This window comes from Hymenobacter swuensis DY53, from assembly GCF_000576555.1.
Classification (GTDB): domain Bacteria; phylum Bacteroidota; class Bacteroidia; order Cytophagales; family Hymenobacteraceae; genus Hymenobacter; species Hymenobacter swuensis.
In genome coordinates, this window is the sequence record NZ_CP007145.1 from 949,086 (window position 1) to 970,079 (window position 20,994).

The 20,994-nt window shown below is 58.6% G+C and carries 21 protein-coding genes; 13 read left to right on the forward strand and 8 right to left on the reverse strand.

Annotated features, from left to right (window positions below; genetic code table 11):
- Window positions 1-130: 130 nt before the first annotated feature.
- Window positions 131-628, forward strand: a complete 498-nt coding sequence (locus HSW_RS05535) for a hypothetical protein (RefSeq protein WP_155832836.1) — start codon at window positions 131-133, stop codon at window positions 626-628.
- Window positions 621-1,502: a ChaN family lipoprotein gene (locus HSW_RS05540; protein ID WP_231501357.1), complete on the forward strand. Its 882-nt coding sequence runs from the start codon at window positions 621-623 to the stop codon at window positions 1,500-1,502. The genes HSW_RS05535 and HSW_RS05540 overlap by 8 nt, the downstream gene beginning before the upstream one ends.
- Before the next feature lie 7 nt (window positions 1,503-1,509).
- Here the strand turns inward: HSW_RS05540 and HSW_RS05545 are convergent, their stop codons facing one another.
- Entirely contained in the window at window positions 1,510-2,406 is an 897-nt protein-coding gene (locus HSW_RS05545) for a hypothetical protein (RefSeq protein ID WP_044001153.1), read from the reverse strand.
- An 84-nt stretch (window positions 2,407-2,490) separates the two neighbouring features.
- Here HSW_RS05545 and HSW_RS05550 point away from each other — a divergent pair, with 84 nt between their 5' ends.
- The 6 genes from HSW_RS05550 to HSW_RS05575 all read left to right on the forward strand — a co-directional run bounded on the left by HSW_RS05550 (window position 2,491) and on the right by HSW_RS05575 (window position 6,421).
- Window positions 2,491-3,135: a hypothetical protein gene (locus HSW_RS05550; RefSeq protein ID WP_044001154.1), complete on the forward strand. Its 645-nt coding sequence runs from the start codon at window positions 2,491-2,493 to the stop codon at window positions 3,133-3,135.
- 39 nt (window positions 3,136-3,174) lie between these two features.
- Window positions 3,175-3,609: a GNAT family N-acetyltransferase gene (locus HSW_RS05555; protein ID WP_044001155.1), complete on the forward strand. Its 435-nt coding sequence runs from the start codon at window positions 3,175-3,177 to the stop codon at window positions 3,607-3,609.
- Between the two features lie 4 nt (window positions 3,610-3,613).
- A complete protein-coding gene (locus HSW_RS05560) occupies window positions 3,614-4,249 on the forward strand; it encodes a tetratricopeptide repeat protein (protein ID WP_081768266.1) in 636 nt (211 codons plus the stop codon).
- 64 nt (window positions 4,250-4,313) lie between these two features.
- The gene (locus HSW_RS05565) at window positions 4,314-5,258 is read left to right on the forward strand and encodes an MBL fold metallo-hydrolase (RefSeq protein WP_044001157.1); all 945 of its coding nucleotides are present in this window, start codon (window positions 4,314-4,316) and stop codon (window positions 5,256-5,258) included.
- Between the two features lie 60 nt (window positions 5,259-5,318).
- The gene (locus HSW_RS05570; RefSeq protein WP_044001158.1) at window positions 5,319-5,669 is read left to right on the forward strand and encodes a hypothetical protein; all 351 of its coding nucleotides are present in this window, start codon (window positions 5,319-5,321) and stop codon (window positions 5,667-5,669) included.
- Window positions 5,670-5,674: 5 nt separating this feature from the next.
- Window positions 5,675-6,421 carry a hypothetical protein gene (locus HSW_RS05575; RefSeq protein ID WP_155832837.1) on the forward strand — a complete coding sequence of 249 codons (747 nt, stop codon included), beginning with the start codon at window positions 5,675-5,677 and terminating at the stop codon, window positions 6,419-6,421.
- 44 nt (window positions 6,422-6,465) lie between these two features.
- Here HSW_RS05575 and HSW_RS05580 read toward each other — a convergent pair whose 3' ends face one another.
- Window positions 6,466-6,819 carry a HesB/IscA family protein gene (locus tag HSW_RS05580; RefSeq protein ID WP_044001160.1) on the reverse strand — a complete coding sequence of 118 codons (354 nt, stop codon included), beginning with the start codon at window positions 6,817-6,819 and terminating at the stop codon, window positions 6,466-6,468.
- 203 nt (window positions 6,820-7,022) lie between these two features.
- Between HSW_RS05580 and HSW_RS05585 the strand changes: the two genes are divergently transcribed.
- Window positions 7,023-7,559, forward strand: coding sequence for a DUF7935 family protein (locus HSW_RS05585; protein ID WP_044001161.1), 537 nt, complete (start codon window positions 7,023-7,025; stop codon window positions 7,557-7,559).
- A gap of 200 nt (window positions 7,560-7,759) precedes the next feature.
- On the opposite strand, the gene bshA is transcribed toward HSW_RS05585, so the two are convergent.
- A complete protein-coding gene (gene bshA / locus HSW_RS05590; protein ID WP_044001162.1) occupies window positions 7,760-8,896 on the reverse strand; it encodes an N-acetyl-alpha-D-glucosaminyl L-malate synthase BshA in 1,137 nt (378 codons plus the stop codon).
- A gap of 265 nt (window positions 8,897-9,161) precedes the next feature.
- Here bshA and HSW_RS05595 point away from each other — a divergent pair, with 265 nt between their 5' ends.
- Window positions 9,162-9,713 (forward strand): hypothetical protein, encoded by a 552-nt coding sequence (locus HSW_RS05595; protein WP_155832838.1) that lies wholly within the window; start codon window positions 9,162-9,164, stop codon window positions 9,711-9,713.
- On the opposite strand, the gene HSW_RS05600 is transcribed toward HSW_RS05595, so the two are convergent.
- Entirely contained in the window at window positions 9,710-12,661 is a 2,952-nt protein-coding gene (locus HSW_RS05600; RefSeq protein ID WP_044001164.1) for a glycoside hydrolase family 3 N-terminal domain-containing protein, read from the reverse strand. The two genes, HSW_RS05595 and HSW_RS05600, sit on opposite strands and share 4 nt — an antisense overlap.
- A 308-nt stretch (window positions 12,662-12,969) precedes the next feature.
- Here HSW_RS05600 and mutL point away from each other — a divergent pair, with 308 nt between their 5' ends.
- The 3 genes from mutL (at window position 12,970) to HSW_RS05615 (ending at window position 16,988) form a co-directional block, all read left to right on the forward strand.
- Window positions 12,970-15,024 (forward strand): DNA mismatch repair endonuclease MutL, encoded by a 2,055-nt coding sequence (gene mutL, locus HSW_RS05605; RefSeq protein ID WP_044001165.1) that lies wholly within the window; start codon window positions 12,970-12,972, stop codon window positions 15,022-15,024.
- Between the two features lie 183 nt (window positions 15,025-15,207).
- Window positions 15,208-15,990, forward strand: coding sequence for a rhomboid family intramembrane serine protease (locus HSW_RS05610; RefSeq protein ID WP_044001166.1), 783 nt, complete (start codon window positions 15,208-15,210; stop codon window positions 15,988-15,990).
- Window positions 15,991-16,091: 101 nt separating this feature from the next.
- Window positions 16,092-16,988 (forward strand): rhomboid family intramembrane serine protease, encoded by an 897-nt coding sequence (locus HSW_RS05615; protein WP_044001167.1) that lies wholly within the window; start codon window positions 16,092-16,094, stop codon window positions 16,986-16,988.
- Window positions 16,989-17,048: 60 nt separating this feature from the next.
- Here the strand turns inward: HSW_RS05615 and HSW_RS05620 are convergent, their stop codons facing one another.
- The 4 genes from HSW_RS05620 to tilS all read right to left on the reverse strand — a co-directional run bounded on the left by HSW_RS05620 (window position 17,049) and on the right by tilS (window position 20,882).
- Entirely contained in the window at window positions 17,049-17,750 is a 702-nt protein-coding gene (locus HSW_RS05620) for a DNA alkylation repair protein (RefSeq protein WP_044001168.1), read from the reverse strand.
- 12 nt (window positions 17,751-17,762) lie between these two features.
- Window positions 17,763-18,395, reverse strand: coding sequence for a macro domain-containing protein (locus HSW_RS05625; protein WP_044001169.1), 633 nt, complete (start codon window positions 18,393-18,395; stop codon window positions 17,763-17,765).
- A 108-nt stretch (window positions 18,396-18,503) separates the two neighbouring features.
- Complete coding sequence (gene mdh, locus HSW_RS05630; protein ID WP_044001171.1) at window positions 18,504-19,445, reverse strand: malate dehydrogenase; 942 nt, start codon at window positions 19,443-19,445, stop codon at window positions 18,504-18,506.
- 108 nt (window positions 19,446-19,553) lie between these two features.
- Window positions 19,554-20,882 carry a tRNA lysidine(34) synthetase TilS gene (gene tilS / locus HSW_RS05635; protein ID WP_044001172.1) on the reverse strand — a complete coding sequence of 443 codons (1,329 nt, stop codon included), beginning with the start codon at window positions 20,880-20,882 and terminating at the stop codon, window positions 19,554-19,556.
- Between the last annotated feature and the right edge of the window lie 112 nt (window positions 20,883-20,994).

Sequence of the window (20,994 nt, forward strand, 5' to 3'; positions counted from 1 at the left end):
CTCCCCTCAGATTGCGCTGTAGCTGCCCCGGTCCCGCAAGGAGCCGGGGCAGTTTAGTGTCGGCTATTCCTGTATCTTCGGCACCAATACCAGGTCGGGTTTCGGCCGTTACGTTTACTAGTTATACTGCATGTTAGCACACGTAAAACACTGCGCCATGTGGCTGGGAGCCGCTGGATTACTGCTGGCGGCCACTGGCTGCCAGGATGAGGTAGAAAAGCTCAACGACACCGTGCAGTTCAAGGTGGCTTTGCGCGTGAAGGGCGAAAAGCTGCAGGGTCTCGGAGCCGGGATGGAGTATACCACGACCCGCGACACCAATACAGCCAGCCCTAAAACGGAGCCGACCGTGCGCTACACCTACGCGGCAGCCGTGGACACTACCTACCAGCTGGGCGACTACAGCCCGTACGACGATTTGGCGGCCACTATCAGTATGAACCGGGTTACGTGCGCTACTACACCCAAGCCCGGCTCCGGCAGCTACCTGCGCTTGGATATCCTGGTGAACGGTAAGGTGTACGAAACCCAAACCCTGGGTGGTACGGCCCCACCACCCAGCGTCTGTTCGCCCTTCTGGCTGATTCTGATGGGGCCCGCAGCAAGTGGGGATGACTGGGATGATTAACCGCGTACTATACATGCTGCTGGTCGGGCTGCTGGTCAGCCTGAGCCTGCACGCCCAGGACCGGCCCGCCTACCGCCTGTTCACGGCTACCGGTAAACCCGCCGGCTACGACAAGATGCTCCGGGAATTGGCCGCCGCCGACGTGGTGTTTTTCGGAGAGCAGCACAATGACCCCATTGCCCACTGGCTGGAATTGCAGCTTACCAAAGACCTGCTGCGCCTACGCCAGGGCCAACTGGTGCTGGGCCTGGAAATGTTTGAACGCGACGTGCAGCCCCTCGTGGACCAATACACGACCGGTGAGCTGGACGACAAAGGCTTTGAAGCCGATAGCCGCCCTTGGCCCAATTATGCCACCGACTATAAGCCGCTGCTGCAGCTGGCGCGGCAGCAGAAGTTCCGGGTGGTGGGTACCAACGTGCCGCGCCGCTATGCCTCCCAGGTGGCCAAAGGCGGCCTGGAAGCCCTGGATGCGCTACCCGCCGCCGAAAAAGCCTGGCTGGCCCCGCTGCCGCTGACAGTGGATTTCGCGCTGCCCGGCTACCAGAATATGGCCAAGATGTTTGGTGGCGATGCGGCCCACGCGGTGGGCGTGCAGAACATCATCCGGGCTCAGGCCCTCAAGGATGCTACCATGGCCTACTTCCTGAATCAGGCCCGCCCCGAAGGCCATTTGCTGCTCCACCTTAACGGTGCCTACCACTCCGATAACCACGACGGCATTTTGGCCTACCTGCGCCAGCAAAACCCGAAGCTGAAAGTACTTACCCTTAGCACAGTGGCCCAGGAACAGCTGGATAAGCTGGACAAAGAGCATCAGCAGCAAGCGGATTTTGTGCTGGTAGTGCCCCAGGACATGACCAAAACATATTAGGACCAGTTTACGCCAGTTTTCCGTCGCCCAGGCAGGCTGCGTCGTGCAGCGTGATAAGGGTTTCGGCTCCGGGGCAGACGTGGCTGCTGCCGTACTCACCCACCCATTGGCACACCGCAAAAGTCTCGCTCCGGGCATGGTACTGCTGCTCCCATTCCTGTTGCTGCAGGCGTTGCTCGGCCGTATCATGGGGGAAAGCGTGGGCCGGGCGCATCCAGCCAATGCGCCAGGGTTTCGGGCTCAGGCGGGCGCGGTAGCAATCCTGTTTTTCACACAGGCGCACATAGAGACTGTCGGTGCGCATTGCCGCAAAAACCGCTTGCGCCTCTGGGCTGTCGGGAGCCAGGAACTGGTGCGTAACAATGAGACGAAACCCTAGGCGAGTGCGGTACAGCCTGAAGTTCCACTCAGGATGCAGCTGAAGCCAGGACGCCAGACGTAGCTGCAGCTGGTCGTGCGCATCGGGCAGGGGCAGGGGAGCGAGTGGGGGCGGTGGGTTGAAGAGGTTGCGGAGAAAACGACTGAAACTGAACGGCACTGTACTGGGCTGCCGGGGCATTGCCTGCCGCAGGTCGTAGTCGTCCACATCCAGGATCATCAGGCGCGGTGCATTGAGCACGAGGCTGCCGTACCGGTTACGGGTTATCGCCCCTAACTCCTTACCCTGAGGGTCATATACACGCCGGATAAGCTGTTCGCGCAGGGGTACGGAGCCGGTTGGGTACTCCCCTAATTCGCCATTACCCAGCAAGCGGGCCTGCCGGGCCTGTAGCAGCTGGTCAGCTGTTTGCCGGGCGGCGTCCGGGCTGGTGTCACTACCTGCGTAAGCAACCAGGTGGTAGAAATTGCCATCGGCATCGTGGCAGTCGAGCGTGGCCCGGACCCAGTAGGAATACAGCTGCATGAAGAAATAAAAAAGCCAATGTAACGTATCAGTCCTACTTTCGGCCCACCAAACCGGCTCCCGACCTCCTTCCTCTTCTCGCCCATGATTTCCACCCTCGACCTTACCCGACTGCCCGACGCGGCCACTTTGCAACGCCTTTGCCAGTCGCTGGCCGCGCTGGATGCTATCAACTCACCCGACCCGGAGTTTCGCTATTACACCTACAACCCGGTGTGGGATGTGCAGGAGGCCCTGTTTGAAATGAGCGACGGGGAAGGCGACCAGATGCTGGTGCTGTTCCGGCCCGAAGGGTGCTGCATCAACGGCTTTCTTTCGGAGTACAACCAAGCCGAAAAAGGCCAGGTAACGCGTGGATTGCCCGAGGCCTTTGAAGAATTTATCTTCGGCGAGCCGGTCGCCTCAATTGGTACTACGTTCTGCATTTGGTACACGCCCGCCCACGGCTGGCAGACTGGCGTGGTCGACGGTGAGGATGATGGCTCCGAAGAGCTGCTTTACATCTTCGATAATGACCCCGAAACCTACGCCGATTGGGCCAACGAATACTACCTTGATGAAACCGAGCGGGAGCCGCTGGCTACCGAAGCCGTAGCCGCCGTGTACCAACACGAACCTCTCACGAAAACCGCCGCCCTGGCCCTCAACAACGAGCTGACCGACTGGCCCCAGCTGGCCGCCGACCTGATGGCTATTGGGTATCCTCAGGAGCTGAGCGAAGTGAACTAAGAAATTCCGGAACGTAGCATCGCATCACCTGCCCAGAATATGCTCTACCGCGTTGCCCATCCAGCCGATATTCCCGCCCTGACGGAAGTCCGCTTCGCCGTGCGCGAAAACGTATTGCGCAACCGCGCCCTCGTCACGGCGGCCGATTACCTGGACTATCTCACGCGCCGCGGCCAGGGCTGGGTAGCCGAAGATGCGGGCCGCATTGCGGGCTTTGCCATTGCTGATGCGCAGGACCACAGTATCTGGGCCCTGTTCGTGCATCCCTACTTTGACCGGCAGGGAATCGGTAAAACGCTGCATCAGCTTCTGCTGACGTGGTACTTTACCCAAACCGACCATTCCATCTGGCTCAGTACCGCGCCCGGCACCCGCGCCGAAGAGTTTTACCGCCGCCAGGGCTGGCAGGAAACCGGCCGTACCAGCAGCGGAGAAGTACGGTTTGAGCTGACGAAGCAGCAGTGGATACAGTAAACCCATGGAAACGACTAACTACCTACTGAAACGGGCCGCCGCTGGCGACGCCGATGCTTCGTTCCGCCTGGGGTACCGGCTGGCTTTTGGCCGGAACAATCCCAAGCCAATTCCCTGGACCAAGGTAGTGGCACATTGGCGGGCCGCAGCGGTACAAGGGCATTTCAGGGCTATGTTTTATCTAGGTACTTGCTACGACTACGGCCGAGGCGTACCCAAAGCGGTGGACCAGGCATTCGCATGCTACAAGCAGGCGGCGGAGGCAGGGGAGTTGGCTGCCGCCTACAATGTGGCATTTTGCCTGCTGCACGGCGAAGGAGTAGCACCGGATAGTAAGGCTGCGGTGGCCTGGTTACTGTATGCGGCTAAACGCGGAGACGAATCGGCGCAGCGGGACTTGGGGTATTCCTACCTGATGGGTCATGGAGTAGCAGAGGATCATCACCAAGCAGTTTACTGGTACCGAAAAGCCGCGCGCCAGGGCGATACTAAGGCTCAGTTCAATTTGGGTCTGTGCTACGTGGCGGGCGAAGGGGTGCCGACGTCAACTCGCTGGGCCCGTTATTGGCTCCAGAAAGCGGCCGGCCATAGGCACCGGGGTGCCCGTGCTGAATTGCGGAAATTGCAGGGGCAGTCTTGATTCGCAAGTGGCAAAAACTGATGCAACGGATGAAGGAACGCCCCGGCTGTCGTAACCTTACACTATGAAGAAGTTGCTTCTCCTTATACTTAGTAGCGGCTGCGCATGGGCGGCAACTGCCCAGCCCGCTTTTACCGTTATTCCCCTCGGAGTAAAGGGCGGGATGACGGAAAATAACCTCTCGGCATATCTGGTAGCCCCAGCCGGTTCTCAGTCCTACGTTTGTCTGGATGCGGGCACGGTGTATAACGGCGTGGAAAAAGCGGTAGCAAATAAGGTGCTGGCCGGCCCCGTAGGCGAAGCGGTGCGCACCAACATTAAAGCCTACCTGATTTCTCACGCCCACCTCGACCACGTAGCCGGCTTGTTGCTGGGCGCGCCCGATGATGCACCGAAAAGCATCTACGGCCTGCCTGGTTGCCTAGCGACTATTCAGAACGACTACTTCAACTGGCGGTCCTGGCCCAACTTCGGGCCCGGCGGTACCCCACCCGCGCTGGGCAAATACCAGCTGTGGGAACTAACGCCCGGCCCGGAAATGCCCCTCGAAAACACCTCATTGAGCGTGCAGACCTTCGTGCTCAGCCACGGTCGGCCTTTCCAGAGTGCCGCGTTTCTGATGCGTAGCGGCCTCAGCTACCTACTATACCTCGGCGACACCGGGGCCGATGCCGTGGAGCAGACTGATAATCTGCGTACCCTGTGGCAGATGGTGGCTCCGCTGGTAAAAGCCGGCCAGCTGAAAGCCATTTGCATAGAAGCCTCCTACGCCAATGCCCAGCCGGAAAAACAGCTGTTTGGCCATCTTACACCGGCTTTACTGATGCGTGAAATGGCGGTGTTAAGTCAGCTGGCCGGTCCCGGGGCGGTACGCGGCTTGCCCGTCGTCGTCACCCATATCAAGCCCACAGCCGGCAACGAGGAGGCCATCCGCCGGCAGCTGCAGGAGGCAAATACGCTGCAGCTCCGGCTGGTTTTTCCGGAGCAAGGACAACGACTGGATTTTTAAACGCCTCTACTTACCTGTATACCAGTAACGCATTTTTCATTTCTCCTTTTCTCATCTGTTATGGTTGATGTAGCAATTCAAGGCGACGACGTGCATTTCCACGTTAAAGGCCTGCATAAGCTCTGGGCCTTCAAAAGTCAGTTACAGATTCCGCGCCGCCACATTACCGGGGCCCGGCAGGATGCCGAGGTGCTGAAAGGCTGGTGGAAGGGCTGGCGCATGCCCGGCACCCACATTCCCGGCCTGCTGGCCGCCGGCACGTTTCTGCACGAAGACAAACGCATTTTCTGGGACGTGCACAACGCCGAGCAGGCCGTCATCATTGATCTGGAGCACGACGAGTACGACCAGCTCATCATTGAGGTAGAAGATCCGGCCGCCGTGCTGGCCCTGCTCAACGGGCCAGCCTGAAGAAAATGCTGAAAACAGAAAAAGCCCCCGACTGCAAGGTAAGGGGCTTTTTCATCAGAGCCACCATTTATCAGCAAACGATGATAGATAACCCCAGTGATACATTGCTCGGATTCTACCTCTCACACTTGGGGCGGTTCGATTTACGACTGAACTCCACCAACAGGCTGTTCGCCATCGAAAATGGAGGAGCAGAAGTCAGAACAGCAGGGCATACTGTAATGATCAGGCAAATGCCTCTTCCGCAGGAGTGGCTATCCTCTGACAGAGTAGAGGCAGCAACAGCGTGGCTGTTTTATGTCAATAAGCACAACGCAAGTGAAGAGCAGCTAACCTTCAGCATAGAATTACAACCTGAAACTGACCTTATCGGGGAGGTTGGTACAGGACAGCGGCTGTTTACCGCAGAATTTAAGAATGGTATCAGGCAGCTTCACCTAGGTACGGAGGATGAGGAAGCAATGGCACAACGAGCGTATGCGGAAGACGGGATGCCATCCCGCTTGATTTCACTACTGACTAGTCCTACTATTGAATTAGCCAAGCTTAGTCCCGATAAACGGGGAGTGCGCACCCAAATACCGCAACTGTATGCCGGCGAGCAGTTCTATTTCCATTATATCTTGGCAGAAAACCCATATCGTGAATCAGTGGACTATCCTGGGGAAATAGATATAGCCACTTGGGTCACTGTTGATCAGCCAAAGCATCGATTAGAAAAGGCTTGGCAAGAGCACACAAAAAAGCTCTGACTGTAAAGTCAGAGCTTTTTTGTGTGTTGTGAAATTGGTACTGCTTACGACGAGAATGACGAGCCGCAGCCACAGGTGCTTTTCGCCTGGGGGTTGTTGAAAACGAAGCCCCGGGCGTTGAGGCCGTCCTGGAAGTCAACTTCCATGCCCAGCACGTACATGGCGTGTTTCTTATCCATGATGAGCAGTACGCCATCCAGATCGAAGGTTTCGTCCTGATCTTTGGGCTTGTCGAAACCCAGCAGGTAGCTCATGCCCGAGCAGCCGCCGCCCTGCACGCCAACGCGCAGGCCGTATTCGCCGGGGACGTTTTTCTCAACCAGAATATTCCGTACCTCGTCCAGCGCGCGGGAAGTGAGGCTGATGGGAGCAAGTTTCGTGGAGACGGCCGTTGCCATAGTGAGTTCGTGTTTAGGAAAGTAAGGCGACAAAGATACGAAGCGGTTGGCAGTAGCAGGCGGTTAGCGGGAAAGCCATTGCCGTACTACGCCGAGCGTCTGCTGCGTTTGGTCGTATAACAACACCTTGGGGCCTCCGGTTCACGGCCTATCTTTGCTCCGGTACTGCTTCTCGCCGGCGTTTCGCCACTTCTTTTTCTTCCATGGATTCAACTGCGTATATCTTCGACCTGCTCAAAATTATTCTGCCGGCACTCATTGTGGCCGGGGCTATCTATTACCTGTTTCAGCAGTTTCTGGAGCGGGAGCAGCAGCGCCGCCTCATTGAGATGCGCCTAGAAGCCAGCAAAACTACTTTGCCGCTGCGGCTGCAGGCACTGGAACGCGTGACGCTGCTGCTGGAGCGCATCAGCCCCAACAACCTGCTGGTGCGCGTAAACAGCGCCGGCCTGCCCGCCGCCGACTACCACCGCTTGCTACTGCAGGAAATCAGGGCCGAGGTGGAACACAACCTGAGCCAGCAGCTCTACATGCAGCCCGAAACCTGGGCGGCAGTGAAACAGGCGCAGGAAACGGTAGTCAACCTTATCAGCACCCAGTTCCGCAGCTTGCCCAACCCCCAGGAAGCCCGGGGACCGGAGCTGGCCCGCCGGGTGCTGGAACGCCTCATGACCGACGAGCCCGATCCTACGGCCGCCGCACTGCAGGCCGTAAAACGCGAGGCGGTGGCGATGTTCTAAGTAACTGTCATTGCGAGCAGTCTGCCGCAAGCTGTCCTCCACGAGAGGCAAGCCTTGAAAGGCAAAAGCCCCTGACGTCCGTGCTGGCGCCAGGGGCTTTTGCATAGGACGGAGCTTTGCATTGCCTGTAGGACGGATTAGATGCGCTGTCCTCTGGGTGCTTCGCCTCCGGCTCGTAATGACCAGGTTTCTCTTCTCCCCTACGCCGTTACCAGAGCTGCCGCAATGGCGCGCTGGTAGCAGGCTTCATAGAGCGGGACGATATTCTCCACGGCGAAGGTTTCGGCGTGGGCGCGGGCAGCGGCTTTAAAGCGGGGCAGGTTCTCATCTTCCAGCACAAACAGGGCATTTTTTACCATGTCGGGCACGTCACCGATTTCGCTGGTCATGCCGGTGATACCGTGCTCGTTCAACTCCGGGATACCGCCGGCGTTGGTGCTGACTACGGGCACCTCGCAGGCCATAGCTTCCAGTGCGGCCAGCCCAAAGCTTTCCTTTTCGGAGGGCATCAGGAACAGATCGGCAATGCTGAGGACTTCCTCCACGGCCTCCAGCTTACCCAGAAACCGGATATCGTCGCAATACCCTATTTCGCGGCAGAGCTTCTCGATGCGCGGCCGGTCGGGACCGTCACCGACGAGCAGGAGCTTGGCGGGAATCTGCTTGCGTACCCCGGCAAAGATCTGTACCACGTCTTCCACCCGTTTCACCGAGCGGAAGTTGCTGGTGTGTACCAGCAGCTTCTCCCCATTCGGTGCAATGGCGGCCTTGAAATGGGCTTTGTCCTGCTTCTGAAAACGCAGCAGGTTGATGAAGTTCGGAATCACCTCAATGTCCTTCTCAATGGCGAAGTACTCGTAGGTTTCCTTGCGCAGGTCAGCCGAAACGGCCGTTACCCCGTCCGACTGGTTGATGCTGAACGTGACCACCGGCTCGTAGCTGGCATCTTTGCCCACCAGGGTAATATCGGTGCCGTGCAGGGTGGTGACGACTGGAATGCGAATGCCGCGAGTGAGCAGAATCTGCTTGGCCATGTAGGCCGCCGAGGCGTGCGGAATGGCGTAGTGCACGTGCAGCACGTCCAGCTTCTCATTCTGCACAATGTCCACCATTTTGGAGGCCAGGGCCAGCTCGTAGGGCGGGAACTGGAACAGCGGGTAGGGCGGAATGTAGACCTCGTGGTAGAACAGGTTCTCGTTAAAGAAATCGAGACGCACCGGCTGGCTGTAGGTGATAAAATGCACGCGGTGGCCGCGCTGGGCCAGGGCTTTGCCCAACTCAGTGGCCACCACGCCGGAGCCGCCGAAAGTAGGGTAACAGACAATGCCGATGTTCATGAGAGCGGTAGCTTAGGCTGAGGTGCCATTCGGCGGAGCAAACGGACCCGAGAGGAAGATGAGAGGAGGGAAGCAGGAAGCTTCAGACGAGAAGGACGACAAAATCGGCGGCAAGTCGCTCCAAGGAACGCCCTACCGCCGATTGCGGAATCAAAGAAACGGAAAAGCCGGACAACAGGTCATGTCTTCTGCAGCGACTTGTAGATGTGGCCGCTTGTCAGCGGTATTTGTCCGGTGTAAAGCCGCGAATGGGTAGTTTTGTTTTATGACTTCATCTGTATTCGTCAACCAACAAACTATCAGAATGATACCCGTGCTTAGATGCTTTTTGATAGTAGTTGGATTGATGGGCGTACAGTCTATTGCTCAGGCGCAGCAAGGATGGTTCGATGTTGATGTTGCCCGCGAAATAGGTATTGAAACCTGTGCGACTTGTGCTCCGCCTAATTATGACATAGAAACATATCGGCACAATGGTGCCGCGTTTCATTCTGTGCTTGTAGCGTATTTTGATACAACCGCTTCATGGGTGAACGGCCGAATCGTGGACCGCATTACGCACAAACCGATTTCCGGTGCGGTTATTCAACTTCGATTCGGCGACTTCCAGCCTAAATCATGCGATGTAAAAATGGCCGCTACTGATGACAAAGGCTTTTTTCGCCTAGGCTGGGTCGGAAGCGCAGGGCCGTATAAATCGGCTAACAGGCAACTAACAATTCAGGCTGAAAACTATAAGTCTGTGATGACCGACCAAGTAAAGATTGGTGCCCTCATGTATCTCCACATTGAGTTGCTACCACAGCAGAAGCGCTAGGTCTTCTGCAGCGACTTATAGATAACGTCGTGGATGCGTGTGCGGATGTTGTACTGCACCAGCTTCTTGTTGCCAGCGTCGGGATACACGCGGTTAGAAAGAAAGATGTAGAGGATTTTGTTTTCGGGGTCCATCCACACGCAGGTGCCCGTGAAGCCGGTGTGGCCGAAGGTACTGGCCGGGGAGAGGTTGCTGGTGGGGCCTTCGGGCTTAGTCGGGTCGCCCCGGTCCCAGCCCAGGCCGCGCCGGTTGCCGGCCTCGGTGTTGCGGGCAAACTCCGTTACGACGGGCGTCTGGAAGTAGCGCTGCCCACCGTAGCGGCCGTTCTGCAGGTTCATCTGCATGAGCACGGCCAGGTCGTTAGCATTGGAGAATAGGCCCGCGTGGCCACCCACGCCGCCAATCATAGCCGCCGTCTGATCGTGCACGGTGCCCTGCAGCTGAGTCCGGCGGAAGTACGTGTCATTCTCGGTGGGTGCAATGCACGACTTGGGAAATTTGCTGAGCGGGTTGTACGTCATCGTGCCCAGGCCCAGCGGCTGGAAAAAGTTCTTCTGCAGAAACTCGTCGATAGGCTGCTTCAGTACTTTTTCGGCCACCCGCTTCAGAATCATGAAGCTCAAATCGGAGTACTCCACCGGGTACTTGCCCTTTACTTTGGGCAGCAGGCCGGAGCGCTGCACCCAGGTCCAGACAGAGTCTTCGGAGGTGCGCAGGCTGTATAGGTCGGGGGTTACCTCGCGAGAAAAATCGGCCGATTCGGTGCTGGCGTAGAAGGTGGGCTTGGGGCCGGTTTTGGTGATAGTTTTCTCCCAGGTGGGAATGCCCGGCTTAAGGCCGGCCTGGTGCATGAGCACGTCGCGCACCGTCATATCCTTCTTGTTGGTGCCTTTCAGCTCGGGCAGATAAACAGCTACTTTGTCATCGAGGTTGAGCTTGCCCTGGTCCTTGAGGTACATGATGGCCTGCAAGGTGCCGGCTACTTTGGTTACCGAAGCAAGATCGTAAAGGGTAGTATTGTTAACGGGTTGCTGCTTGTCGTACGTAGCGTAGCCGTAACTTTTATCGAACACCACCATGCCATCCTTGGCCACCAGTACCTGGCAGCCGGGGGCGGCGGCATAAGCCACGGCTTCCAGCGCCACGTTGTCAATCTGGGCCAGAATGCGCGAATCCAGACCGGCTTCTTCCGGAGTGCCGTAGCGCAGGCGCTTGAAGTCGGGTGTGGGCAGGCCGGTACCGGCTTTCAGGTTCTCAGATACCGTAACGGGCAGACGGCCCCTGGCCGGCAACGCTCCAAACAGCACCTGCGGCACCACCAGTTGGGCTGGGTAATTGTCCTCGTAGCCGCACACCAAGTTGCGGTTTTCCTCCAAGTACTTCAGCGAGTAGGCGTTGCCGAAGGTGACCACCACCGTTTTGAGGTTGGGATTGGCGCGCAGCTCTTTCAGGAATTTCAGGGTGGCCTCCCCAATGCCGTAGCTGTGGGTGGGCGTGTTGTTCATATTGTGCAGGCTCACCACCACCACGTTGTAGGGCGCGAGCCGGCTGCTGATGCGGGTAAAAGTAGAATCGGGGGCGTAGCGGTTGGGCACGCTGAATACCGGTCCGCCCTGATACTTGCCCATAATTTCCTTGTAAGTAGGCGCATCGGAACCGATGGTAACGGCGGCAATCCGTAAGGTATCGAGGCGGTGGAAGGGCAGGATATCGTCCTCGTTTTTGACCACTGTGGTGGCGTGCTCATAGATTTCCTGCTGCACCATGCGGCTCAACGGCCGGTTCAGGTTCTGCATCAGGTTGGGCACATCAATGGGGCGGTACTTGTTGAGGCCGGCCCAGAACTTGGCCCGCAGAATCTTGCGCACCCGCTGGTCCACGTCGGCCTGGTCGATGGTGCCGGCGGTAATGGCCTCCTTGATTTTCGTGAGGGCCATCGGTACGTCCTCTGAGAACAGCAGCACGTCGTTGCCGGCGGCCAGGGCCAGCGCGTCCAGCTCTCCGGCCTTGTACAGGCTCGAAACGCTCTTCATGTTCAGGGCATCGGTAAACACGAGGCCCCGGTAGTTCATCTTTTCCTTCAGCAGCCCGGTCACCAGGTTTTTCGACACCGTGGCCGACAAGGTCCGCACCGTATCGAACAAGGGCATGTAGAGGTGGCCCACCATCACGCCCATCACGCCTTCCTCAATCGACTTCTGGAAAGGATATAGGTCCACGTTGGTCAGGCGCCCCATATCGGAGTTGATAACCGGTAGAGCTACGTGCGAGTCCACATCGGTGTCGCCATGGCCGGGGAAGTGCTTCACTACGGCCATTACGCCGTGGTCCTGCAAACCCCGAATGTAGCGGATGCCCCGGGTGGCTACCTGCTCCTTATTTTCGCCGAACGAGCGGTTGCCGATAACCGGGTTATCGGGGTTGGAGTTCACGTCGAGCACCGGCGAAAAGCTCACGTGCACGCCCAGCGTCTTCATCTTGAGGGCAATTTCGCGGCCCATCTGGTACACGTACTGGTCGTCATCCATAGCGCCCAGGGTCATGCCCTTAGCGAAATGCATGCTGGAGTCGAGGCGCATATCCAGACCCCATTCGGCATCCATGGCCACCAGCAGCGGTACTTTGGCGGCGGCCTGGTAGCGGTTGGTGAGGTTGGCCTGGCGGCGGGGGCCACCCTGCAGGAACATCAATCCCCCAATTCCCTGCGTACGAACCAGTCCTTCAATGGCCTGCGCGTGGCGCTTATCCTTATTGGAATAGGCGGCCACCATAAACAGCTGGCCCAGGCGCTGATCGGGGGTAAGGGAGCTGAATACGCTGTCCACCCAGTTCTGCTCGGCGGCCGACATCGGGCGAGCCCCATCTTCACGCGGTGCCGAGGAGGAAACGAGCAGGCCTGCAAAGGCCAGTACTAACAGGAAGAGGCCAATCCGAAAGTCTTTGAGCATCTGCTCCGGTGGTTCGTGCTGAGGGGTGATTGAGAAATAGAAGGCGAGCCGAAAAGCTCTACTTTTGCCCCTCCAAAAAGGGTGCCGGGTAGGCTCGTCAGCCGGGTTAGGGGCCGTTGTTGATGGCCTTTGAATCCCTGCCTGCCTCACCTTCCAACGCAGGAACCAGAGAATATGTCTCCTCTGGTACACACAAAAGTTGGCCGCAAACTTACGGATAAATTCCCGAGCCCGGTTGTTATCAGGCGGATAGCTCGCCGAAACCTATTGCTGGCTACCTTTATTTTTCTTCCGTTTTTAGCTTGTCTATGGCCGATATCATTCAACTTCTTCCTGAATACCTGGCTAACCAGATTGCCGCCGGCGAGGTGGTGCAACGGCCGGCTTCAGCCGTGAAGGAACTGCTGGAAAATGCCGTGGATGCCGGGGCCACCCAGGTGCAACTCATCGTGAAAGATGCCGGCAAACAACTAGTGCAAGTGGTGGATAACGGCCAGGGCATGAGCCCCACCGATGCCCGCATGAGCCTGGAGCGCCACGCCACCAGCAAAATCCGCACGACCGAGGACCTGTTCCGCATTCGTACCCTGGGGTTTCGGGGCGAGGCGCTGGCTTCCATTGCGGCCGTAGCCCAGGTGGAGCTGCGCACCAAGCAGCCCGATCAGGACACGGGCACCCTGCTGCTGGTGGAAGGCTCCCAGATTACCAGCCAGCAGCCCGTGGCCTGCCCCGATGGTACCAGTATTAGCATGAAGAATCTGTTCTTTAACGTGCCGGCTCGCCGTAACTTCCTCAAGAGCAACGCGGTGGAAATGCGCCATATCCTGGATGAGTTTCAGCACGTGGCGCTGGCCAACCCGCAAATTGGCTTCTCGCTGTTTCAGAATGATCTGGAGGTGTTTAATCTACCGGCTGGCAAGCTCAGCCAGCGCATTGTGGCCCTGCTGGGCAACGGGTACAAGGAGCAACTGGCCCAGGTGGAAGAGGTAACCCCGTTTTTAGCCGTACGGGGCTTTATCGGCAAGCCGGAATCGGCCAAGAAAAGCAGGGGCGACCAGTTCTTCTTCGTGAATAACCGCTTTATCCGCTCGGCCTACCTTAACCACGCGGTGCTGACGGCCTACGAGGGCCTGCTGCCCAAAGACACCCACCCGTTTTACGTGTTGTTTCTGGAGTTGGACCCCAAGTCCATCGACATCAACGTGCATCCTACCAAAACGGAAATCAAGTTTGAGGATGAGAAAACGGTGTACGCCATTGTGCGGGCCGCTGCCAAGCAAAGCCTGGGCCTGCACAACATGGCCCCCTCGCTGGATTTCGATGGCAACGTAAACTTCGCGCCCATTCAGCCGCTGCGGCTTTCGGGCAACGAGAAGAACCCGTTCGATGATAGCTACCAACCCGATGCGCTGGCTTCGGCGGCCCGGGCCGCTGCCAGTAACCCCGGCCGCCCGGCCAGTCAGGATGCCTACGAGCGGCAGTTGCCGCCCCGCCCCACCGAGCAGGCCAAGCGCGAACTGGAAGCCTTTTACAAGAGTCTGAGCCAGATCAGCGTCCCCGATGTGGAACACGAAGCCACCGCCGTGGGTGTGCCCGTACCTACTGCGCCCGACCTGCTGACCCCGGAACTGCCCGTTGCCGGGTTACTACCCGACGAAGACCTGCCCGCCGGCCTCGATCTGCTGGCCGGGCAACCCACCTCCGGGCCCGCGCCGGAATTTCAGCCGCTGGTGTTGCCAGGTACCGCTGCCACCGCCTCACCGGAGCTGCCCTTGCGGGAATCGAGCACCGGGCCGGGCAATAAGGTGCTGCAACTGCATCAGCAGTTTCTGTTAGTGCCGGTGAAATCGGGGATGATGCTCATTGACCAGGTGGCGGCCCGGGAGCGGATTCTGTTCGAGCAGTACGCCCAAAATCTGGAGCGCGAGGTGAGTGCCTCCCAGACACTGCTTTTTCCGCGCACCATCACGTTCACCCCCCAGGATTTCGCCATCCTGCGGGAGGTGGAGGAGCCGCTGCGGGCGTTGGGGTTCCGGTTTACCGATTTTGGAAAAAATACCATAGCCGTGGAAGGAATTCCGGCCGATGTACCGGCCCGCGACGAAAAGGAGTTGCTGGAAGGCCTCATTGAGCAGTTCCGTAACTCCGCTGGCTCCCTGAAGCTGGACCGCCGCGAGCAGATGGCCCGGGTCCTGGCTCGTCGGGTAGCCACGAGTGCCGCCGGGACCCGCCTTTCGGAGCGCGAAATGACGGCTATTGTGGACAAGCTGTTTGCCTGCTCCGTGCCCAACTATGCCCCCGACGGCCGCCGCACCATCGTGATGCTGGAGCTGGGCCAGTTGCAGGAGCTGTTTCGGAAGTAAGACGTGTACCCGGTCCAGCAACTGAAAGCTGTCGGGTCGGTTGTTGTTCGGTCCGTTTGAACCATATCGTAACAACGTCAGCAACCGGGGGGCACCGCCCCTGGCTTATCCATTCCAGCCGCGCTTACGTAGCTTCAGGCCGGCAATCTGCCCGCTTACCTTTTCAGCGTCAACCCGCTTTGTATGTTCCAGCTTACCCCCATGGTTCGCAATCTGCTCATCGCCAACGTGGTGGTGTTTATTGCGAGTAAGTACCTGTTGCCGCTTGATTTTCTGGCGCTGTATCCGGTCGGTTCCCCCGCGTTTGGCGTGTGGCAGGTCGTGACGTACATGTTCATGCATGCCAATGGGGCGCACATCTTCTCCAATATGATTGGCCTGGTGTCGTTGGGGCCGCTGTTGGAGCAACGCTGGGGCGCCAAGCGGTTCCTGACGTTCTGGCTGATTTGCGGGGTAGGAGCGGGCGTGCTCTACGACGGGCTGCGGACCTACGAGGTGCACCGCATGGGCCAGCAGTTGGAAGCCTTCCGTGCTGCCCCCACGGATCTGAACCTGCTAGATTTCGTGGAAACGAACATTCCGCAGTTAGTAGATACGTACAAGTCCTCGGCCTACGAGCTGCATAAAAACCCGGGCAACACGTACGTAGTCCAGCAAACCCTGGCGCAGTTCGATAGTCTGTACCAAGGCAGCCTGAACGGGCCGATGGTGGGGGCTTCAGGCGCGCTGTTCGGGATTATGCTGGCCTTTGCCTGGCTGTTTCCGAATACTGAGCTGGTTGTGTTTCCGATTCCCATTCCCATCAAGGCCAAGTACTTTGTAGTACTCTACGGGCTCTACGAATTCGCTTTCGGTATTCACCGCGTGCCCGGCGACAATGTGGCGCACTTTGCCCATCTGGGCGGAATGCTCGTTGGTTTCCTGGTGTTGCTGGTGTGGCAGCGCAACCGAAAACGCCTGTACTAGGTTGTCAGGTGTGGGCCGGGTGACGCCGCTTGCACGAAAATTGTGGACATTCCTTCCCGATTCCTTTCCACCCGGTCTGTTTTCCCTACCCGCCCTTCTCAATGAGCATTGCCAACGATATCCGAACCGCCTTTAGCCGCCGCGATAATGCCCTGAATCAGCTGCTGCTGATCAATGTGCTGGTGTTCGTGTTTCTGGTGCTGTTTCGCACGGTTATGTTTGTGCTAACCAAAAACCGGGACGCCCACCTGCTGCTCATGGATTGGTTGGCGGTGCCTTCGGTGCCGACGCTCCTGCTTACCCGCCCCTGGACGCTGCTCACGTACAGCTTCGTTCACATCAATTTCTTCCACATCCTGTTCAATCTGATTAACTTGTATTGGTTTGGCGGGCTGGTGCGGGAGTACTTGGGTGACCGGCGTCTGGTGAGCCTGTACGTGCTGGGGGCGCTGTCGGGGGCGCTGATTTACCTACTGGCGTTCAACTTTATTCCCGCCTTCCGGGTAGGGCCGGCCATCCTGTACGGGGCTTCCGGCAGCGTTACGGCTGTTATCCTGGCCGCTGCCACGCTCCTGCCCGACTACACGTTCTCCATCATTCTGCTGGGGCCGGTACGCATCAAATACATTGCGGCGGTGGTAGTGCTGGTAAGCATTGCGGGAGTGAATGGCGGTAATGCCGGGGGCGACATAGCGCACCTGGGCGGGGCCCTACTCGGCTTCCTGTTTGTGAAGCAGCTCCAGGCTGGCCGCGACTTGGGCCGCCCCATTCAGGCCGTGGGCGATTGGGTTGTCCGCCTCGTGACGGGGCGGCCTAACCTGCGCGTAACCCACCGTAGTGCCGCCGCTACAGCCGCCGCACCGGCTGTCAAGAAAGGTCCGGCCACCCAACCCGGCCAAGATGAAATCGACCTGATTCTGGACAAGATTTCGCACTCCGGCTACGAAAGTCTGTCGAAGGACGAGAAGCAGAAACTGTTCCGGGCCAGTCAGAAGTAAGCTTCAGACCCAACTCTCGGGGCAAGTAAAAAGCCCGCTGAAAACTATGCAGCGGGCTTTTTACTTGCTTAAGTGCCAGTGTCGCCGGACAGGCGGCAGCCGCTCAATGGCGTAGCGCAGGGTGGTACGGGGTAGCTGGCCCCGGTGGTCTGTCAGGAATTCTTCCAAGGCTGCTTCGTTGCGCTTGCCTACTTCCCGCAGCATCCAGCCGGTAGCTTTATGAATAAGGTCGTGGCGGTGGGACAGGAGCAGCTCCGCCATGGCAAACGTGTCCTGAAACTGGCCTTTCCGAATGAAAGCCAGCGTAGATACAATGCTCATCCTTTGGCTCCACAGGTGGTTTTCAGCCGCCAGCTCGTAGAGCGGTGCCCGGTCTTTATCCAACAGATAAGTCCCCAGAATTCCTGGGCAGGTGATGTCTACCAAATCCCAGTTGTTCACAAAGTGCCGGTTGGCCAGGTACTGCGCATAAATGGCTTTCCGCTGGCGAGCTCCAGCTTTAGCGAACTGCAATGTCCAGATAACCAGCGCCACCGATCGGCATTCGTGCCAGGGGCTATGCAGTAGCTGTAGTATCTCCGGTTGCGGTAACTGCTGAAACTCCCGGGCCAGGAGGCGTTGCTGTGGCATGGTCAGACCCAGAAACTGGTCTCCTTCGCCGTACTCACCGGGGCCTGTTTTGAAGAAGCGCGCCACCGCTACTGCCCGCTCCGGATTGGCCAGGGCATGCATGCGGGCGAGTACATCATGGGCGGTGAGCATGCTGCGGGTAGTTTATGGAATGTCGTACCTAATGTCGGAGTGGTTATGGGTGTAGAAGTAGGCGTAATTACCGCACATTTCCTCCCAACCAGCCACGGTGGCATGTTTCCGGTGCTGCACGTCCTCCCAGGCAAGGCGCATCTGGCGGGCGCATACCAAGGGTCTTACCTGTCCCACGCCCGTGCCTAGGCCCGGTATGGCTACCGTGTGCACCACCTCCTTTACCAAACGACCATCGGGCAGGCGGCCGTGCTCCAGCAAGAGCAGTAATGCTCGCATACTATGGTACACATTGGGGCCCCGCGTGATGGTCATGGGTGTGCGCATGGTAGGGGCCGCAATCAGGTAGGGAAACTGCGCGTGGCCGGTGGGCAGAATTTCGGCTTGTCCCACCAGCAGCTCCCCGTAGTACTTCTCCCGGATGATGTGCTGCAGGTCTTTTTCTAGGTGCCAGCCCAGGGTTTTGGAAATGGCGAAGTCGATGCCGCCGTTCATGTAGCCGAAGCTGTTGGCCGGACTCACCAGCGCATCGGCGGGCACCTCGAAAATGGAGCCGTGCCGGACGGTTACCTGCGGTACACCGGCGAAAACGTGATGCCAGGCGTCGGTGATTTCTGAGTTGGTATCCGTGAAGTAGAAGTGCATAGAAGGGTTTACGGCCGTAAAGTACGCATTCCGGCATCCCTTGGTCACAAAAAAACAGGCCGCCCTGCTTGCGCAGAACGGCCGGTTTCTATCGGAGGCTGGAGAAGCTTAGGCCGAAGCCTTGCTCATGTTGTCCAGCGCGTCCATTACTTCTTTTACGTGGCCGCGCGAGGTTTCCAGCAGGGCCTTCTCCTCGTCGTTGAGCTGCAGCTCGATTACTTTTTCGATGCCGTTTTTGCCCAGGATAACCGGAGCGCCCAGGTACACGCCATCAATGCCGTACTCACCTTCCAGCTTGATGCATACAGGGAATACGCGGCGCTGGTCGCGCACAATGGCTTCTACCATCTGGGCGGCAGCCGCGCCGGGCGCGTACCAGGCCGAGGTGCCCATGAGCTTCACCAGCTCGCCGCCGCCCTGCGCCGTGCGCTGCACGATGGCGTCGAGAGTGGCCTTATCAATCAGTTCGGTTACGGGAATGCCGCCCACGGTGGTGTAGCGAGGCAGGGGCACCATCGTGTCGCCGTGGCCACCCATGAGGACTGCCTGAATGTCTTTGGGGCTCACGTTGAGCGCTTCGGCCAGGAAGGCACGGTAGCGGGCCGTGTCCAGGATACCGGCCATGCCGAATACCTTTTCGCGGGGCAGGCCGGAGGTTAGGTGAGCCTGGTAGGTCATCACGTCGAGCGGGTTGCTCACGATGATGATGATGGCGTTAGGCGAGTATTTCACCACCTGCTCGGTTACCGATTTCACGATGCCGGCGTTGGTCGAAATCAGGTCGTCGCGGGTCATGCCGGGCTTGCGGGGCAGGCCGGAAGTAATCACCACCACGTCGGAATCAGCGGTGCGGGCATAGTCGCTGGTTACGCCCACGGTGCGCGAGTCGTAGCCAATGATGGGAGCCTTCTGCCAGATATCAAGCGCCTTGCCTTCGGCAAAACCTTCTTTAATGTCAACCAACACAATTTCGTTGGCAATTTCGCGGGTGGCCAGTACATCGGCGCAGGTCGCGCCTACGTTGCCGGCTCCAACTACGGTAACTTTCATCAGTGGATGGAATTGGGTGTGAACTATGGGATGCGCGTAAAGCTAAGGCATAGAAGCGAGAGGTAGGACATAGAAACGGAGACTTTTCCCATTGGCATTCTCCGCTGCCTACATCCGCTTCACCACCAGCACCCGCTCCGTATTCTCCGTTACCTTGAATCGGTCATCGGGCCGGAAACCGACAACCCAGGCAATCTTACCATCGGCTGATACCAGCACCTGCACGTTGTCTTTGAGGTTGAGGGGCACTTTCTGGTCGATGAGGAAATCGGAGAGCTTCTTTTTGCCTTTCATGCCGATGGGCATAAACCAGTCGCCTTCCTGCCAGGGGCGCACAGTGAGCGGGAATTTGAGCACGTCGGCATCCAGGGCCGCCACGGCCTTACCCTTCGGCACCTCGTAGCCCTCCGTTACTTCCAGCAGCTCGGTGCGCAGGTGCAGCCCGTCGATTTTGAGGGCTTCCTGCCCGGCCTGCAGCTGGTGGGTGCCGAACTTCTGGAGCTTGCGTGGGGTGATAACCAGCTGGTCGCGGTCCTTCACCAGCTGGTGCGTCGGCGACTCGAAGCGGCGGCCAGGCTCGGCCCCGAAGCTCTGCACAATGTCCTTGGTGACGAGGTAGCTGAAGCCGAAGGGCCGCAGCAGCTCGTGCAGGACCAAAGCCGTGGCGGCCGTTTTCTGGAGCAGGCGAATGTCGAGGTAAGTGGCTTCGGGCTCCTGGTGCTGGGCCTGGGCGGCGGTTTCCTCCACGTAGCGGCGCACAATTTCCTCGGCCGCGCCCACCCGCTCGGCCGTTACGCTCATGGTGTGGTCAAGCGAGGGGTTGATGTCGCGCAGCACGGGCAGTACCTCCAGGCGCAGGCGGTTGCGCTGGTACACCGGCGAGTCGTTACTGGCATCCTCGCGCCAGATGAGGCGGTTTTCCACCACGTAATCATACAGATCGGGCTTGCTCACGGCCAGCAAAGGGCGCACTAGGTGGCCGGTTTTGGGTCGGATGCCGTGCAGACCGGCCAGGCCGGTGCCGTGGGTAAGGTTGAGGAGCATCGTTTCGGCCGTGTCGCGCTGGTGGTGGGCGGTGGCAATGGCAGCGTAGCCCTGGCTGGCCCTGGTCCGCTCAAACCACTCATATCGCAGGGCGCGGGCCGCCATCTGCGTCGATATGCCTTCCTGTTCGGCAAACTTCTTGGTCTGGAAAAACTCCACGAAGTACGGGGCCTCATATTTATCGGCCAGCTTGCGCACGAATTGCTCGTCGGCGTCGGCTTCCTCGGCCCGCAGCCCGAAGTGGCAGTGCGCCACCGCGAATTTCACACCCAGCCGGTGCAGCACGTCGGCCAGCACCACCGAGTCGAGGCCACCGCTGACGGCTACCAGCAGTTGGTCGGTGGGGGAGAAGAGGGCGTGTTCCTGAATGAAGGCTTGAATCCGGTCGAGCATGAGGTAGAGAGGCTGTTGGCTATTAGCTGATGGCTGCTAGCTTACTTATGGAAGCGGAACGTGGGGAGGAACGTTCTGTCTAATAATTCACAAAGAAAGCCGTTATGCGGCT

What these genes read in the sequence shown, in the direction of transcription:
- HSW_RS05550 (WP_044001154.1), top strand. Translation starts at nt 2,491, where the DNA reads ATGATTTCCACCCTCGACCTTACCCGACTGCCCGACGCGGCCACTTTG.
- mdh (WP_044001171.1), bottom strand. Translation starts at nt 19,445, where the DNA reads ATGAAAGTTACCGTAGTTGGAGCCGGCAACGTAGGCGCGACCTGCGCC.
- HSW_RS05545 (WP_044001153.1), bottom strand. Translation starts at nt 2,406, where the DNA reads ATGCAGCTGTATTCCTACTGGGTCCGGGCCACGCTCGACTGCCACGAT.
- HSW_RS05600 (WP_044001164.1), bottom strand. Translation starts at nt 12,661, where the DNA reads ATGCTCAAAGACTTTCGGATTGGCCTCTTCCTGTTAGTACTGGCCTTT.
- HSW_RS05625 (WP_044001169.1), bottom strand. Translation starts at nt 18,395, where the DNA reads ATGCACTTCTACTTCACGGATACCAACTCAGAAATCACCGACGCCTGG.
- HSW_RS05595 (WP_155832838.1), top strand. Translation starts at nt 9,162, where the DNA reads ATGACTTCATCTGTATTCGTCAACCAACAAACTATCAGAATGATACCC.
- HSW_RS05570 (WP_044001158.1), top strand. Translation starts at nt 5,319, where the DNA reads ATGGTTGATGTAGCAATTCAAGGCGACGACGTGCATTTCCACGTTAAA.
- HSW_RS05610 (WP_044001166.1), top strand. Translation starts at nt 15,208, where the DNA reads ATGTTCCAGCTTACCCCCATGGTTCGCAATCTGCTCATCGCCAACGTG.
- HSW_RS05565 (WP_044001157.1), top strand. Translation starts at nt 4,314, where the DNA reads ATGAAGAAGTTGCTTCTCCTTATACTTAGTAGCGGCTGCGCATGGGCG.
- HSW_RS05555 (WP_044001155.1), top strand. Translation starts at nt 3,175, where the DNA reads ATGCTCTACCGCGTTGCCCATCCAGCCGATATTCCCGCCCTGACGGAA.
- HSW_RS05575 (WP_155832837.1), top strand. Translation starts at nt 5,675, where the DNA reads ATGCTGAAAACAGAAAAAGCCCCCGACTGCAAGGTAAGGGGCTTTTTC.
- HSW_RS05580 (WP_044001160.1), bottom strand. Translation starts at nt 6,819, where the DNA reads ATGGCAACGGCCGTCTCCACGAAACTTGCTCCCATCAGCCTCACTTCC.
- tilS (WP_044001172.1), bottom strand. Translation starts at nt 20,882, where the DNA reads ATGCTCGACCGGATTCAAGCCTTCATTCAGGAACACGCCCTCTTCTCC.
- HSW_RS05535 (WP_155832836.1), top strand. Translation starts at nt 131, where the DNA reads ATGTTAGCACACGTAAAACACTGCGCCATGTGGCTGGGAGCCGCTGGA.
- HSW_RS05620 (WP_044001168.1), bottom strand. Translation starts at nt 17,750, where the DNA reads ATGCTCACCGCCCATGATGTACTCGCCCGCATGCATGCCCTGGCCAAT.
- mutL (WP_044001165.1), top strand. Translation starts at nt 12,970, where the DNA reads ATGGCCGATATCATTCAACTTCTTCCTGAATACCTGGCTAACCAGATT.
- HSW_RS05585 (WP_044001161.1), top strand. Translation starts at nt 7,023, where the DNA reads ATGGATTCAACTGCGTATATCTTCGACCTGCTCAAAATTATTCTGCCG.
- HSW_RS05615 (WP_044001167.1), top strand. Translation starts at nt 16,092, where the DNA reads ATGAGCATTGCCAACGATATCCGAACCGCCTTTAGCCGCCGCGATAAT.
- HSW_RS05560 (WP_081768266.1), top strand. Translation starts at nt 3,614, where the DNA reads ATGGAAACGACTAACTACCTACTGAAACGGGCCGCCGCTGGCGACGCC.
- HSW_RS05540 (WP_231501357.1), top strand. Translation starts at nt 621, where the DNA reads ATGATTAACCGCGTACTATACATGCTGCTGGTCGGGCTGCTGGTCAGC.
- bshA (WP_044001162.1), bottom strand. Translation starts at nt 8,896, where the DNA reads ATGAACATCGGCATTGTCTGTTACCCTACTTTCGGCGGCTCCGGCGTG.